The organism is Nonomuraea sp. NPDC005650 (genome assembly GCF_040605375.1).
Classification (GTDB): domain Bacteria; phylum Actinomycetota; class Actinomycetes; order Streptosporangiales; family Streptosporangiaceae; genus Nonomuraea.
The window spans coordinates 570,422-585,483 of the sequence record NZ_JBEXCR010000002.1; the positions used below are offsets into that span (position 1 = coordinate 570,422).

Genomic DNA, 15,062 nt, shown 5'->3' on the forward strand with positions numbered 1-15,062 from the left:
TCCGTTCAGCCGAACAGGCTGGCCTGGCCCTCTCCCACGAGCGGGTCCCGATGGTGCTTGAGGTGCCGCCACCGAGGGAGGTCGTCGAGGTAGGACCACGAGAGGCGATGGTGGGGCGTGGGGCCGAGCCGGGCCAGGGCCTCCTGGTGGACGGGCGAGGGGTAACCGGCGTTCTCGGCGAAGCCGTACTCCTCGTGGCCGATCGTCCCCATGTACGCGTCGCGCCGCACCTTGGCCAGGACGGACGCCGCCGCCACCGAGATGCTCGCCGCGTCGCCCTTGACCTCCAGGCGGACCGGCCAGGGCGCGCCGATGTAGTCGTGCTTGCCGTCGAGGATCACCGCGTCCGGGCGCACCGGCAGCGCCTCCAGCGCCCGCCTGGCGGCCCGGCGCAGGGCCTCCGTCATGCCCAGCGCGTCGACCTCCTCGTGGGTGGCCTCGCCGAAGCCGATGCCGGCCGCCCACGAGGTCAGCTCCTCGGCGAGCGGGGTGCGCCTGGCGGCCGAGAGCTGCTTGGAGTCCGTGAGGCCGGCCGGCGGCTCGGACAGGTCGGTGACGACCGCGCAGACCGTGACCGGGCCCGCCCAGGCGCCCCGGCCCACCTCGTCGACGCCCGCGACCGTGCGGGTGCTCGGCTGGGTGAGCAGGAGGTGCTCGATGTCGTACGTCGGCGCCATAACGGCAGACGCTATCGCCTCACCGGACCGCCCCGTCATTCGTCCAGCGGATCGCCGGGCGGCCGCCGGTCCGCCGGGCGCACCGGGTCCAGGTCGGCGGCGATGTAGCGGGCGGCCACGTGGATCGCGCGGAGCGTCACCGACACCGACGGCCGGTGGACGCTCGAATTCCGGGCGACCGCGTGCACGTCGCGCCCCACCGGGTTGCCCGGGAACCGGCGCACCGCCAGCCCCCGTACGCCTGCCGCCAGCGCGAGCGCGGGCACGGCGGCGATGCCGATCCCCTTGGCCACCAGCGAAAGGATCGTTCCCAGCCCCTCGAACTCCCACGGCGACGGCCGGGTGCCGCCCACGTCCACCAGGAGCCGGTCCACCGCCAGCCGCGACGGCTCCCCGTCGGGCGTCGCCATCCACGGCTCGTCCCGCAGCTCCCGCAGGTCCACCGGCACGTCGGGGTCGGCCAGGCGGTGCTTGCGCGGCACCACCAGCACCAGGGGGTCGCGCAGCAGCGGGAACACCCGCAGGCTCTCGTTGTCGCGCACCCGCCCGTACCAGTCGTCCACGAGCGCGATGTCCACCTCCCCCGACTGCACCTCGCGCATGCCCCGGCCCGACCTGCTCTGCCCCAGCCGGAGCGTCAGCTCGGTGTGCCGGCGCAGCGAACTGGCGAGCGCCGGGGCGAACGCCACCGCCGCCGTCGGGAAGGCGGTGACCACCACCCGCCCCGCAGGCGTCCCCGCGTGCGCGGACAGGTCTGACTCCGCCTCCTCGACCATGGACAGGATGCGCTCCGCGTGCGCCACCAGCCGCCGCCCCGCGTCGGTCAGCTCGGCGCTGCGCGCGGTCCTGTCGATGAGGGCCGTGCCGGTCTCGCGTTCGAGCGCGACGAGTTGCTGCGACACGGCCGAAGGACTGTACCCCAGAGATGCTGCTGTCGCCGCGATACTTCCTCGTCGCGCGAACTCGCAGATCAGGACCAAACGTCGCAATTCAAGCATCAGTCTTCCTTATGCCTACCCACGAAAAGCCTCGCTTGTGCTGATGCCTTCATCAAACCACCCTGGGAACGTGACAAACATGACGGTGACGTTGTCCGCCACTTTGGCGGCAAACGAGGACATCGACCGAAGACGGCGCGCCGGGGAACGAGTGCTGCACCTGGCCTTCGGCGAGGCAGGGCTGCCCGTCCACCCGGCGCTGCGCGACAGGCTGGCCGCCGCGGCGGAACGCAACGGCTACGGACCGGTCGCGGGGGCGTCCGAGCTCAAGACGGCGGCAGCGGGCTACTGGACGCGACGGGGGCTCCCCACCGACCCCGAGCTCGTCGTCTGCGGACCGGGCAGCAAGTCCCTGCTGTACGGCCTGCTCCTGGCGATCGGCGGAGACATCGTCCTGCCCGCGCCCAGCTGGGTCAGCTACGCGGCGCAGGCCGACCTGGTCGGCTCCCGTCCCATCCTGGTGCCCGCACCGCCAGGAGAGGGTGGCGTGCCCGACCCCGACCGCGTGGCCGGCGAGGTGCTCCGGGCCAGGGCCCAGGGCAGGACCGTCAACTCGCTGCTGGTGACGCTCCCCGACAACCCGACGGGCCGCCTGGCCAGTCCGGCGACCATCGCGCGCCTGGTCGAGATCGCCCGCGAGCTCGATCTGCTGATCATCTCGGACGAGATCTACCGCGACGTCGTGCACGACCCGACCCTGCCGTACACCTCGCCCGCCGACCTCGCGCCCGAGCGCACGGTCATCACCACCGGGCTGAGCAAGAGCCTGGCCCTGGGCGGCTGGCGGATCGGCGTGGCCAGGCTGCCCGCGGGCAGCCACGTGCTGCACAGGAGCCTGCTCGCGGTCGCCAGCGAGATCTGGTCCGCGCCCGCGGCCCCGGTGCAGGAGGCGGCGGCGTACGCCTTCGACGAGCCGCAGGAGCTGCTCGTCCGCATCGAGCTCAGCCGGCGGCTGCACGGCGCGGTCGCCAGGGCCGTCCACGAGCGGTTCACCGAGATCGGGGCCGACGTGCCCGTGCCGCAGGGCGGCTTCTACCTCTATCCCGACCTGAGCCACCTCCGGCTCGGCGGCTCCGCCGAGATCACCAAGATCCTGCTGGAGGAACACGGCATCGGCGTCCTGCCCGGACACGCCTTCGGCGACGACCCGGCGGCGGCCAGGGTGCGGGTCGCGGTGAGCCTCCTCTACGGCGAGACCGTCGAAGAGCGACTGACCGCCCTGAACAGCCCGAACCCGCTCCAACTCCCGTGGATCTCCGCCAATCTGGACCATCTTTCGACGGGTCTGAAGGAGCTCGCCTCACCGCGACACTGAGCGGCACGTGAACAGCGTCCCGCGGTGATCCCGACACCATGTCACAGTTAGGCGAATCTTTCCCCAAGGGCGGGTTTACCATCCCCCAAAAGGGGCCGCTGACCTGCAGGAACACCCTGTCTGCAGAAACCTGCAAAAGATCTTCCTAACTGCATGGTTACGTGCGCCCCCGGTTCCCCTCATCATGTGCTCATGCCCGCTCTTGTCACCCTGTCCGGGCGCTCCGTGCGCCTGGAACCTCTCAGCCTCGCGGCGATCGACGATCTCGTCGCCGCGGCGAGTGAAGACCGTTGCACATACGCCTTCACTCGTGTCCCGGAAAGCCGGGACGAGATGGTCTCCTATGTGGAGGCCGCCATGGCTGAGCAGGCGGAGGGCCGCTCCATGCCCTTCGCCATCCGGTGGCTGAACACCGACCGCGTGGTCGGTGCCACCCGTCTCATGCACCTGGAGTACTGGCAGGGCCCCATGCCCTGGCCTCCGGGTACACGTGGTGCGGTGGGCGAGATCCCGTCCGTGGCGGACATCGGTTACACCTGGCTGGCCGCCAGTGCCCAGGGCACGGGTGTCAACCGTGAGAGCAAGTTCCTGATGCTCTCGCTCGCCTTCGAGACATGGAACGTCCACCGCATCACCCTCAAAGCAGATGTCCGCAACACCAAGTCCCGGGCCGCCATCGAGGCCCTCGGCGCACACTTCGACGGGGTGCGGCGAGCGGATAGCCGAGGCGCCGACAACACGGTCCGAGATACCGCCTTCTACTCGATCCTGAGCTCCGAATGGCCGCTCGTGCGCGAGCGGCTCGCCCTGCGGCTCGGACTGGTCGAGGCGGCCTGAGAACCTGTCCATCACGGCCCCGCCCCAAGAAAGTTCGGGCGGGGCCGTATTTTTTTCTGCCTGCAGGTGCTCTACATGACACGCGCCCCCGCGGTGTGGGTCATGCCTAGCCGACCATCAGCATCCAGGGGCACGCTCAACACCGGATCAAAGACGGATCAACGACACATTTAACGATCAGTCCGGAATCTAGGTGACAAACAACGTTGGATCTATCATTTGGTAACAAAACGATCCATTGGGCTGGGAGATATACGGCATGGCTGGTCAGAGCTTCGAAGGCGGCCTGAGGTTCGCCGTGCTCGGTCCTGTCCGCGCCTGGCGTGACGGCCAGGAGCTCGATCTGGGCACCCCGCTGCAGCGTTCCATCCTGGGCATGCTGCTGCTGCGCGAGGGTCATGCGGTCACTCCCAACGAGATGATCGACGCGGTCTGGGGCGAGGACGCGCCCCCGAGGGCCCTGGGCGCCCTGCGCACCTACGTCTCCCGGCTGCGTACGGTGCTGGAGCCCGACCGGCCCGCCCGCTCCCGCCCGGAGCTGCTGACGTCCATCGGGAGGGGCTACGCGCTGCGGCTGCCCGACGGCTCGCTCGACCTGGTCCGCTTCGAACGCGGCGTCCAGGAGTCCGAGAGCGCGCGCAAGAGCGGCCGGCTGCGTGAGGCCGCCGAGGGGCTGCGCGAGGCGCTGTCGCTGTTCGCGGGCGAACCGCTGGCCGGGACCGTCGGCCCCTACTCCGAGCACCAGCGCGACCGGCTGGTCGAGCGCCGCATCAGCATCGTCGAGACGCTCATGGACGTCGACCTGGAGCTGGGCAACCACGCGAAGGTCGTCTCCGAGCTGATCGCGCTCACCGCGGACCACCCGCTGCGCGAGAAGCTGCGCGCCCAGCTCATGCTGGCCTACTACCGGTGCGGGCGGCAGGGCGACGCCCTCAACGTGTTCACCGAGACGCGTGAGGCCCTCATCGACGAGCTCGGCATCGAGCCGGGCCCCGATCTGGCCGCGTTGCACCAGCGCATCCTGGCCGCCGACCCCACGCTGGCCGCCGCCGAGGTCCCCGCGGAAGAGCCGGCGGAGGAGCCGGAGCAGCCGCAGGCGCCCCAGCTGCCGCGCCCCGCGCAGCTCCCCGCCGCCGTCAACGACTTCACCGGCCGCAAGGAGGTCGCCGTACGGCTCCGCACGCTGCTGTCTGCGCAGTCGTCCGGCGAGGGCGTGCCGGTGGCGGCGATCTCCGGCATCGGCGGCGTGGGCAAGACCGCGCTGGCCGTGCACGTCGCGCACCTGGCCGAGGACCTGTTCCCCGACGGGCAGCTCTACGTCGACCTGCGCGGCTACACCGACGAGACGACCGCGCCCGAGTCGGCGCTCGGCGGGTTCCTGCGGGCGCTCGGCATCCCGCCGGACGTCATCCCGGACGGCCTGCCCGAACGCGCCGCGCTCTACCGGTCGATCCTCGCCGACCGCCGCATCCTCGTGCTGCTCGACAACGCCCGCGACGCCGAGCAGGTCCTCCAGCTGCTGCCGGGCTCGCCCGGGTGCGCGGCCATCGTGACGAGCCGCGGCAAGCTGGCCGACCTGCCCTCCGCGCGGCTCATCGACCTCGACGTGATGGAGCCGGGCGAGGCGCTGTCGCTGTTCGCGTCGGTGGCCGGGGCCGAGCGCGTGTCGGCCGAGCACGGCGCGGCCATGGACGTGGTGGCCGCCTGCGGGTTCCTGCCGCTGGCGGTGCGCATCGTGGCCGCCCGGCTGGCCGCGCGGCCCTCCTGGACGGTCGCCTCGCTCGTGCCCAGGCTGGCCGACGAGCAGCGCCGCCTCGACGAGCTGCGCGTGGGCAACCTCGCCGTCGAGGCCACGTTCGCGCTCGGGTACGGCCAGCTCGCGCCGGCCCAGGCGCGGGCGTTCCGCCTGCTGTCGCTGCCCAAGGGGCCCGACATCTCCACGGGGGCGGCGGCGGCCGTCCTGTCGGTGAGCCAGTTCGAGGCGGAGTCCGTGCTCGAGTCCCTCGTGGACGCGAGCCTGCTGGAGGCGCCCGCGCCCGGCCGCTACCGCTTCCACGACCTGCTCAAGCTGTTCGCCAGGCGCGAGCTGGACAAGTCCGAGCAGCCCGAGGCCAGGGCGCAGGCGCTGCACCGGCTGCTGGGCTTCTACCTGGCCTCGGCCCAGTCGGCGCACAGCCTGGCCTACGAGGGCAGCATGATCCCGGCCAACATCGTGACGATCAGCGAAGGGCTCTCGTTCACCAGTGTGGACGAGGCCGTGGCCTGGCTGATCGCCGAGGGCGACTCGCTGTTCGCGGCCATCAACCAGGTCGCCGCGTCGGCCGTCGCCGGCGAGCAGCTGCTGCCCGCCGGCGACCTGCTGGTGGCGATGGAGCCGCTGCTGGAGGCGGGCACGCACACGCGCGAGTTCGCCCATGGCACGCGTGCCGTGCTGAGCTCCGCGCAGCGGCTCGGCGACCAGGCGACCGAGCTGCGCAGCCGGTACGTGCTCGGCCGCGTGCTGTTCGCCGACAACCAGCTGAAGGCCGCCGAGGGGCACTTCAGGGTCGTCCACGAGCTGTCCACGGCCCGCGGCGAGAAGATCGTCACCGGCGAGGTGCTGAACGCCCTGGCCGTCGTCGTCGGCAGGCAGCGCCGCCACATCGAGGCGCTGGAGCTGTTCGACGCGGCGATGCGGTTCTACCGCGCGAACGACGTGCCCGCCGGCGAGGCGCTGGTGCTCAGCTACTCGGCCCGCGACCACCTGGGGCTCGGCCGCCCCGCGGACGCGATCGCGGCGGCGGAGAAGGGGCTGGCCCTGTTCACCGAGATCGGCAGCGGCGCCGGCACCGCCCGCGCCCGCTACCACCTCGGCATCGTGCTGTCGCGGGTGGGCCGGCTCACCGAGGCCGTCCACCACCACGCCGAGTGCCTGGCCTTCTTCCGGGCCAGCAAGCAGCGCGTCTGGGAGCAGCGGGTCTGCTCCAGGCTGGCCGAGACGTTCATCGCCGCCGAGCGCTATCCCGAGGCCGTGCGCCACGCTGAGCAGGCGCTGGTGGTCTCCCGCGAGATCGGCCACCCGTACGGCGAGGCGCTGTCGCTCACGGTGCTCGGCAGGGCGCTGCGCGGTCTGGGCAGCTCGATCAGGAGCCTGGAATGCCTACGGCAGGCGTTCGAGATCTTCTCCCGGCTCGGCGCTCCCGAGGCCGGCGATCTCAAGGCCCTGATCGACACCTTCCCTCCCGCCGAGACCGTCAGAGGGGCCGTCGTCGAGTCCTGAGTACAGCTCGTCGTCCAGACGTGTCATCCACACATGGTTGAACAAGGCTGTCCTTCCGATGAGAAACCTGCTATTTGGACTGCCGCTACGATCGACCAGCCACGACCGTAGGGCGGCAGTCTGATGAGCAGGTTTCTTGTCGATCAGGCCGTCACGAATGTGTCGGTGATGCAGCCCGGCCGGTCATCTGTCGCCGCCACGCGTCGCTAGGGGGCCCGGTTATCCGGATGCTCCGCGTAACGGCTAGCCGCCTCACCTAGACGACCGGCCGGACCTGACACGGCCCTCGAACCCCCCGGGGTCCGTGTCCTGGCCATGAGCCTCCACCCCAGCTGTCAACGTCCAATTAACGGCCGATTAAAGCAGGAAATAGCCCTCCGCGATCAGCGGCCTGACCGCGTCGGAGTCGGGGATCTCACCATCGCCGACCAACTCGGCGATCACGTTGAGCAACGGGCCGAGCGCCAGCTCGCCGTCGCACACACCGGCCAGCGCGGCCTCCACCGTGCCGACCTCCCTGCTGCGGCGCAGGCCCTGCGTCTGGCGCAGCACGATGCGGATGGGGTCCTCCGCGCCCGGCAGGCCGATGCGCTCGTCGAGCAGGCCCTCGGCGGTCCGCAGGAGCGCCGAGTCGAGCTCTTTGGCGCGGTGGGCGGTGGCGACGGCGTCGAGCACGGAGTCGACGTAGTCGCCGACCGGGAGCGAGACCGGGTGGTCGAGGTGCTCGACGCGGACGACCGGGTCGAGCGTGCCGGAGTTGCGCATGGTGATCCAGCCGAACCCGATGCCCTCCGCCTTCCGCTCGTCGAACCAGGCCAGCCAGCGGTCGTAGTGCTCGGCGTACGCCTTCGTGCCCTGCTCGGCGGCGTCCCTGAGCCAGAGCTCGACGTATTCGGCCGGGTCCTGCACGTCGCGCTGGACCACCCAGGCGTCGCAGCCGGTCTCGCGCAGCCAGCCGCCCACGCGGTCGTGCCAGTCCTCGCCCTCGACGTGCAGCCAGTTGGCCAGGAAGTGGGCCTGGCCGCCGGGGTTGAGGTGGGCGGGCGTGCGGCGTACGAGGTCGCGGCAGAAGCCGTCACCGCCGGCCTCGCGGTAGGTCAGGCCGCCCCCCGGACCGATGACGAACGGGGGGTTGCTCACGATCAGGTCGAACAGCTCGTCCTCGACCGGCTCGAACATCGACCCCGTACGCGCCTCCACGCCGGAGACGCCGGACAGCTCCCAGCTCAGCCTGGCCAGCTCGACGGCCCGCGGATTGACGTCGGTGGCCACGACGTGCTCGGCCCGCCCGGCCAGGTGCAGCACCTGCACGCCGCAGCCGGTGCCGAGGTCGAGGGCGCGCCCCACCGGGCGGCGGGTGACCAGCTGGGCCAGGTTGGCCGAGGCGCCGCCGGCCCCGACCACGTGATCAGGGCGCAGCGCCGGGTCGCCGGGGCGCACCTTGCGGTCGGAGACGAGGTAGCCGCCGGTCTCCCAGGGCTGCAGGTGCGCGGTCGCGCTCACCTGGTCGCCGTCGACCTTGACCAGCCCCGAGTCGAGGACCTCCGCGGGGACGGACGCGACGGGGACGGGAACGCCCAGCCACCACAGCCTGATCAACGCCGCCAGCGGATCGAGGTCGGCGGTGGCGCGCAGGGCCGGCACCAGCTCCTCCCTGGCCAGGGCCGAGGCGGCCATGCTGCCCAGCCGCTCGCGGACGCCGTCGATCGTGTAGTCGGTCTCCAGGAGGTGATGGCGCAGTCGTTCCACAAGTCCATCCTTTCACCACAGACCCTCACGAGGCTCCGCCGGTCACGCAAGCTACCGCCCCCCGCCTTCAGCTCGTCGCTTTGTGTGCTCATACTGTTACTTAGGCGCCCAAGCGTTCTGCAAGCGGCGGACAAGTGATGAGCGGTATCTCTAGGGAAGTCGCCACGTCGCCCCGAGGAGCGGACCCATGCTGATCCCCTGCTTGGCCTGCGAGTCCCGGTTCGGCCCCGACGAATACTTCCGTGCCTGCACCGACTACAACCGCGGCATGGACCTGGTGTCCTGGACGTGCCCGCACTGCGGCAACCGTGACGATCTGCGCGTGCTCCCGGGTGAGCTGGGGTTCGGCTATCCGTACAGAGGCAGGTTCGACGTGCACGACCGGGTCCGCGTGCCCGGTCTGCGCAGGCACCGCGGTGATCTGCGGCTGGACATCTCACTCGACCGGGCGAGCTGGCGCGTCCACACCCGGCTCCGCCAGCCCGCCTGACAACCCGAGGCGGTCCGGTGGGACCGGCGGCCGATCAGGCGAACGGGAGGGCGGGCGCGCAGGCGTGGGCGGGCCGCTCGCCGCGCAGCAGCCGGGCGATGTCCTCCACCAGCATCCCGGCCAGCTCCTCCCGGCTCTCCCCCGTGGCCTCGCCCAGCCGGGGCGTCAGCACCACGTTGGGGAGCCCCGTCAGGGGGTGGGCCGGGTCGAGCCACTCGCCCTCGAAGTGGTCGAGCCCCGCGCCGCCCACCCGGCCCTGGCGCAGCGCGTCGACCAGCGCCGTCAGGTCGTGCAGCGCGCCGCGCGAGGTGTTGAGGTAGATCGAGCCCGGCCGCATCGCGCCGAACTCCGGGTAGCCGAAGAAGCCCCGCGTCTCCGCGGTCAGCGGCACATGCAGCGACACCACGTCCGACTCGGCCAGCAGGGCAGGCAGGGTGTGGGTGGCCTCGGGCACGTACGGGTCGCAGGCGATCACCCGCATGCCCAGTCCCTCGCATCGCCAGCGCGTGGCCCTGCCGATGCTGCCCAGGCCCACGATGCCGAACGTCCGGCCGGTCAGCCGCCGGCCGCGGTGGCGCTGGGCGGGCGGCACCTTGCCGACGCGCCCCTGGCGTACCTCCCGGTCGGCGGCCACGATGTTGCGGCTGACGGCGAACAACAGCGCGAGCGTGAGCTCGGCGACCGACTCGGGGTCGCGGCCGGCCGCGTGCAGGACGGTCACGCCGAGCTCGGCGGCCAGCTTCAGGTCCACGCTGGTGGTCGGGCCCATGACGGCCACCACGTCCAGGGGCAGGGCGAGCACCGACGTGCGAACCTGGTCGCCGTCGGTGATGAGCACGGTCGCCCCGGTCTCGATGACCAGGTCGGCGAGCTGCTCGTCGGTGAATCCGAGGCTGGGACGCGCGGGAACCTCGGCCAGGTCGGCCACCTCGCCCAGGCGGGCGAGAGCGCTCTCCGGCAAAGCAGGCAGTGCCAGCGCCCGAGGTCGAGTCACAAGTGGACAATAACACCACAGACGGTACCCGGATCATCGCTCCCCGCACTGGTACGGGCCCCGTTCAGGGGACCGTCATTGCTGGCGGAGGCTCTGCCAGGCGGCGGCGCCCAAGCCCTGGATCTCCTCTTCCGTGGGCGTGTGGGCACCCGCGAACCACAGGCGGCACATCTCCTGCGCCGGCCCCAGCCACAGCACGTAGCACATGGTCGGGTGGACGGGCTGGAGCATGCCGTTCTTCATGTGCGGCCGCCACCAGTCGGACACCTGGCGGAAGAAGGCGCGCCGGGCCTCGGCCACCTCCGCGCCGCCCGGCTCGTGCTTGCGCGGCGGGCGCTCGCTGACCAGCAGCCTGGCCCGCTCCGGATATTCGCCGGCCCATCGCATGTGGAAGGCCACGACGGCCTCGATGCCGTCGCGGGCCTCCTGGTGGCTGACCAGCTCGGCGAGGAAGGCGGCCTGGTAGGCCGTCAGGATCTCCGCGTACAGCACGCCGAAGACGTGCTCTTTGCTGGCGAAGTGGTGGTAGAAGCTGCCGACGCTGACGCCGCTCTCCTCGCGGAGGCTGGCCAGCGTGGTGGCCGAGACCCCGTCCTGGCTGAAGCGGCGGAGGGCACCCTCGATGATGCGGGTCCGGCCGTCGCGTCCGTTCTTGGCACTCTTCACGCTGTCAATGGTGTGCCAACAGAACCTTGTTCCGCAAATAGGCCGAGCGGATCGATCATAGCGGTCACCTCCACCGATCCGGAAGTCACCTTCATCTCGGCGTCCGGCCAGAGCCGGCGGACGAGTCTCAGCACGCGCCGGTTCTCCCCCAGCACGTCCATGCCCACGGTCCGCGCACCCCGTACGGACGCCCTGAGCAGCAGCTTGTCGATCAGCTCCGGCCCGATCCCCCGCCCCCGCCACAGGTCGGCCACGACCACGGCGACCTCCACGTCGGCGCAGCCGCCACGGAAGCTCATGGCGTGGCCGACGATCTCGCCTCCCTCGACGGTCGCGACGAGCGCGTCGCGCCGCTCGTCGAGCGCGAGCAGCGTGCGCACCAGACCCGGGGCGGGAGCGCTGATGCCGGTGAAGAAGCGGAGCGTCTGCGTGTGCAGCGACAGCCCCGTCAGGAAGCGGCTGATCCGTTCCTCGTCGTCCGGGCGCGCGGGGCGGATCTGGGTTCCCTGCATAGACTCAGCCTGCCCGCGAGCGCTGAGTCTGTCAAATGAACTCAGATATAATGCGGCTATGAACGTTCCCTTCCGGGTGGACAACTGCTCGATCGAGCGCACCCTGGACATCGTCGGGGAGAAGTGGACCTTCCTCGTGCTGCGCGAGGCGTTCAGCGGCGTGCGGAGGTTCGCCGACATGCAGGCGGTCACCGGCGCCCCCCGCCAGGTGCTCAGCGCCCGGCTCGCCCGGCTGGTCGACGAGGGCCTGCTGCGCAAGGAGCCCTACCGCGAGCCGGGCCAGCGGCAGCGCGACGAATACCGGCTCACGGACAAGGGCCGCGACCTCTATCCCCTCCTGGTCGCGCTCATGCACTGGGGCGACAAATACCTGGCGGACGAGGAGGGGCCGCCGGTGCTGCTGACCCACCGCGACTGCGGGGCCCCCATCGAGCAGCATTTCCGGTGCGCGGACGGCCACGAGGTGGGCGGGCCGCGCGAGGTGACCCGGATGCCCAGGGTCGGGGGCCCAGCTCAGAAGCGCATAGGCGCGTGAAGGGGCACCCCCTGCGGTGCCTAGTCTTGATGCGTGTACCGGTTCCTGCTGACGCCCCGATGGCTCGCGCTCCACGTGGTGGTGCTGCTGGTCATCCCCGCCTTCGTGTTCCTCGGGCGGTGGCAGTTCGGACGCTTCGAGGAGCGGTCGGCCAACAGCGAGCGGGTCACGGCCAACATCGAGGCCGCGCCGGTGCCGCTGGACCGGCTGGCGGTCCCCGGGCAGCCGGTCCGCCAGGACGACCGGTTCAGGAAGGTCGCGGTCTCGGGCACGTACGACCCGGCCCACGCCCTCCTCGTACGCAGGCGCCCCCAGGAGGGCCAGAACGGCTTCTACGTCCTGACGCCCCTCGTCACCGTCACCGGCACGGCGGTGATCGTGAACAGGGGCTGGGTCAAGGCAGCCGCCACCGCCGACGCCACGCCCGACGTGCCCGCTCCACCCACTGGACAGGTAAATGTCACCGGGCGGCTACGACTCAGCGAGACCGAGGAGTCCAGCGGCATCCGGGACCGCTCCGGTCTGCCGGCCGGGCAGGTGCTGCTGATCAACGCCGACAAGATCGGGAAGGGGCTGCCGTACCGGCTGGTGGGCGGGTACGTCGAGCTGACCGAGCAGGCGCCCGAGCCCGCCGCGGCGCCGGCCCCGGTGCCCGCGCCCGACGTGGGGGCGGGAGGCGGCCTCAACCTCGCGTACGGGGTCCAGTGGTGGCTGTTCATCGGCATCGCGCTGGCCGGGTGGGTCCTGCTGATCCGCCGCGAGGTGGCCGAGCGGAAGGCCGCGGAGCGGCCCAAGGAGTCTGTCACCACCGCCGATTAAGGTGTGGAGGGTGATCCGCCACATTGAGTTCGCCAACATCTTCAACTTCCGCGACGTAGGTGGATATGCCGCCCATGACGGGCGTGCGGTCCAATGGCAACGGCTCTACCGGGCCGACTCGCTCGGCTGGCTGGCAGGAGACGATCTCAGGACCTTCCGTGAGCTGCGCGTACGCACGGTCATCGACCTGCGGCACGCGTCCGAGATCGAGAAGGTGGGCCGCGTCCCGGACGCCGAGGGGCAGAGCTATCACCACCTGCCCATCGAGGGCCGCCGCTGGGACATCACGACCTACAAGGAGGAGAGCGGGGTCGCGAGATTCTTCGCCGACCGTTACCTGGAGGTGACCGAGGACGGCGTCGACAACCTCAGGACCGCTCTGGAGACGATCGCGCGGGCCGACAACGCCCCCGTGGTGATCCACTGCGCGGCCGGCAAGGACCGCACCGGGGTGCTCGCCGCGCTCGTCCTGTCGCTGGTGGGCGTGGGCGAGGACGACATCGTGGCGGACTACGCGCTCACCGGGCTGGCCACCGAGCAATTCATCAGCAGCTGGCGCACCAGGCACCCCGACGCGCTCATGTGGGCGGGGTTCGGCCTGGCGCCCGCGGAGGCCATGCGCCTGTTCATCGACGACCTCAAGGCGCGGCACGGATCGATCGAGACGTATGTCACACAGGTCCTGAACGTTTCCCCAGCCGCCATCTCCGATTTACGCGGCCATCTGCTGACTGAGCCTGGTTCTGCTGGGTAGTGGCAGGCCGGGTCCCACCTGCTGCGTCCAGGTGAGCGGCCCATCCCTGGCCTGGGACCGCCCGCTGCCCCCCTCCTGGCGGTCCCGGGTCAAAGATCTCGGATACCCAACGGATACGTCGCAGCTTGTTCGACGTTATCCCGCCGTCGTACGGTTACCTGCGTGACTACGCCGCTGCTCCCCGACCCTGACCCGAGGCGGCGCGACTACGTGATCATCTCCGCCGACGATCACCTGATCGAGCCTCCCGACCTGTTCGAAGGCCGGTTGCCGGAGAAATATGCGGATGTCGCGCCCAAGGTCGTGGAGACGGAGGCGGGTCATCAGGTCTGGCGCTACGGCGGGGCCACATACCCGTGCGCCGGCATCGACGTGGGCGCCGGGCTGCCCCGCGAGCAACGCACGCTCGATCCCGTCAGGTTCGAGAACATGCGCCCCGGCTGCCACGACATCGAGGCCCGCGTCCAGGACATGGACGTGGCGGGCATCTGGGCCGCGCTCTGCTTCCCCGGCATGCTGGCCGGGCAGTCCGGCATGCCGTTCGCCAGGACCCGCGACCAGGAGCTCGGCCTGGCCCTGATCAAGGCGTGGAACGACTGGCACATCGACGTCTGGGCCGGCACCTACCCCGAGCGGATCATCGGCCTGCAGCTCCCGTGGCTGCCCGATCCCGACGTGGCCGCCAAGGAGATCCGCGCCAACGCCGCCCGCGGCTTCAAGGCCGTCGTCTTCCCCGAGTTCCCGACCCGGCTGCGGCTGCCGTCGATCCACTCCGGTCACTGGGACCCGTTCTTCGCCGCCTGCGAGGAGACCGGCACGGTGGTCGCCCTGCACGCGGGCGACTCGTCGTGGTCCCCCGTGCCCTCGCCCGACACGCCCATCGAGGCCATCACCACGCTGATGCCGACCAGCGCGATGTTCGCCTGCGCCGACTGGCTCTGGTCGGGCGTGCCGCTGCGCTACCCCTCGCTGCGCATCCTCATCGTCGAGGGCGGCGTGGGCTGGCTGCCCATGCTGGCCGAGCGCGCCGACTACGCCCTAGACCACCCGGTCGCGGGCGAGGCGTCGTGGGAGGGCGGGCTCAAGCCCAGCGAGGTGCTGCGCCGTAACTTCTTCTTCGGCACGCTCGACGACCACGCGCTGTCGGGCGTGCGGCTCGCGGTCGGGCTCGACCACGTGCTGCAGGAGAGCGGTTACCCGCACTCCGACTCGACCTGGCCCGACACGCAGCAGTCCGTGGCCCGCAATCTCGGAACGCTCCCGCCCGCCGACATCGCCAGGGTCGCCTACGGCAACGCGGCCCGCCTCTTCGGCCACCCGCTGCCCTCACGCGCCTGGCTGCGGATGGAGGAGATCTAGCCCCAACGCCGTTCAGTTAAGGGAGAGGGCTGTTCGTCAAGAACAGTGAACAAAGCAGCGGAGCCGCTGTAGAAGAGGTCTGTCACTCCAAGACATCC

At 71.0% G+C, this 15,062-nt stretch carries 14 protein-coding genes; 8 read left to right on the plus strand and 6 right to left on the minus strand.

Annotated features, from left to right (window positions below):
* Positions 1-5: 5 nt before the first annotated feature.
* Positions 6-677: a ribonuclease HII gene (locus ABZS69_RS05455; RefSeq protein ID WP_355366872.1), complete on the minus strand. Its 672-nt coding sequence runs from the start codon at positions 675-677 to the stop codon at positions 6-8.
* 35 nt (positions 678-712) lie between these two features.
* The gene (locus ABZS69_RS05460; RefSeq protein ID WP_355366875.1) at positions 713-1,675 is read right to left on the minus strand and encodes a LysR family transcriptional regulator; all 963 of its coding nucleotides are present in this window, start codon (positions 1,673-1,675) and stop codon (positions 713-715) included.
* Positions 1,676-1,754: 79 nt separating this feature from the next.
* On the opposite strand from ABZS69_RS05460, the gene ABZS69_RS05465 reads away from it, so the two are divergent.
* The 3 genes from ABZS69_RS05465 to ABZS69_RS05475 all read left to right on the plus strand — a co-directional run bounded on the left by ABZS69_RS05465 (position 1,755) and on the right by ABZS69_RS05475 (position 7,086).
* Positions 1,755-2,990 (plus strand): pyridoxal phosphate-dependent aminotransferase, encoded by a 1,236-nt coding sequence (locus tag ABZS69_RS05465; RefSeq protein ID WP_355366941.1) that lies wholly within the window; start codon positions 1,755-1,757, stop codon positions 2,988-2,990.
* A gap of 192 nt (positions 2,991-3,182) precedes the next feature.
* Positions 3,183-3,827, plus strand: coding sequence for a GNAT family protein (locus ABZS69_RS05470; RefSeq protein ID WP_350724051.1), 645 nt, complete (start codon positions 3,183-3,185; stop codon positions 3,825-3,827).
* A gap of 259 nt (positions 3,828-4,086) precedes the next feature.
* Complete coding sequence (locus tag ABZS69_RS05475) at positions 4,087-7,086, plus strand: BTAD domain-containing putative transcriptional regulator (RefSeq protein ID WP_355366878.1); 3,000 nt, start codon at positions 4,087-4,089, stop codon at positions 7,084-7,086.
* A gap of 357 nt (positions 7,087-7,443) precedes the next feature.
* Here the strand turns inward: ABZS69_RS05475 and ABZS69_RS05480 are convergent, their stop codons facing one another.
* On the minus strand, positions 7,444-8,835 hold the full coding sequence (locus ABZS69_RS05480) for a methyltransferase (RefSeq protein WP_355366881.1): 1,392 nt from the start codon (positions 8,833-8,835) through the stop codon (positions 7,444-7,446).
* Between the two features lie 187 nt (positions 8,836-9,022).
* Here ABZS69_RS05480 and ABZS69_RS05485 point away from each other — a divergent pair, with 187 nt between their 5' ends.
* Complete coding sequence (locus tag ABZS69_RS05485; protein ID WP_355366884.1) at positions 9,023-9,325, plus strand: hypothetical protein; 303 nt, start codon at positions 9,023-9,025, stop codon at positions 9,323-9,325.
* 34 nt (positions 9,326-9,359) lie between these two features.
* Here ABZS69_RS05485 and ABZS69_RS05490 read toward each other — a convergent pair whose 3' ends face one another.
* From ABZS69_RS05490 to ABZS69_RS05500, 3 genes are all read right to left on the minus strand, one after another.
* Positions 9,360-10,319 carry an NAD(P)-dependent oxidoreductase gene (locus ABZS69_RS05490; protein ID WP_355366887.1) on the minus strand — a complete coding sequence of 320 codons (960 nt, stop codon included), beginning with the start codon at positions 10,317-10,319 and terminating at the stop codon, positions 9,360-9,362.
* A gap of 75 nt (positions 10,320-10,394) precedes the next feature.
* Positions 10,395-10,985: a TetR/AcrR family transcriptional regulator gene (locus ABZS69_RS05495; RefSeq protein WP_355366890.1), complete on the minus strand. Its 591-nt coding sequence runs from the start codon at positions 10,983-10,985 to the stop codon at positions 10,395-10,397.
* Positions 10,982-11,497 carry a GNAT family N-acetyltransferase gene (locus tag ABZS69_RS05500; protein ID WP_355366893.1) on the minus strand — a complete coding sequence of 172 codons (516 nt, stop codon included), beginning with the start codon at positions 11,495-11,497 and terminating at the stop codon, positions 10,982-10,984. The genes ABZS69_RS05495 and ABZS69_RS05500 overlap by 4 nt, the downstream gene beginning before the upstream one ends.
* A 58-nt stretch (positions 11,498-11,555) precedes the next feature.
* On the opposite strand from ABZS69_RS05500, the gene ABZS69_RS05505 reads away from it, so the two are divergent.
* The 4 genes from ABZS69_RS05505 to ABZS69_RS05520 all read left to right on the plus strand — a co-directional run bounded on the left by ABZS69_RS05505 (position 11,556) and on the right by ABZS69_RS05520 (position 14,964).
* The gene (locus ABZS69_RS05505; RefSeq protein ID WP_355366896.1) at positions 11,556-12,032 is read left to right on the plus strand and encodes a helix-turn-helix domain-containing protein; all 477 of its coding nucleotides are present in this window, start codon (positions 11,556-11,558) and stop codon (positions 12,030-12,032) included.
* Between the two features lie 33 nt (positions 12,033-12,065).
* Positions 12,066-12,851 (plus strand): SURF1 family protein, encoded by a 786-nt coding sequence (locus tag ABZS69_RS05510; RefSeq protein WP_355366899.1) that lies wholly within the window; start codon positions 12,066-12,068, stop codon positions 12,849-12,851.
* 10 nt (positions 12,852-12,861) lie between these two features.
* Complete coding sequence (locus ABZS69_RS05515) at positions 12,862-13,605, plus strand: tyrosine-protein phosphatase (RefSeq protein ID WP_355366902.1); 744 nt, start codon at positions 12,862-12,864, stop codon at positions 13,603-13,605.
* Between the two features lie 162 nt (positions 13,606-13,767).
* Positions 13,768-14,964 (plus strand): amidohydrolase family protein, encoded by a 1,197-nt coding sequence (locus tag ABZS69_RS05520; RefSeq protein ID WP_355366905.1) that lies wholly within the window; start codon positions 13,768-13,770, stop codon positions 14,962-14,964.
* Positions 14,965-15,062 lie beyond the last annotated feature (98 nt).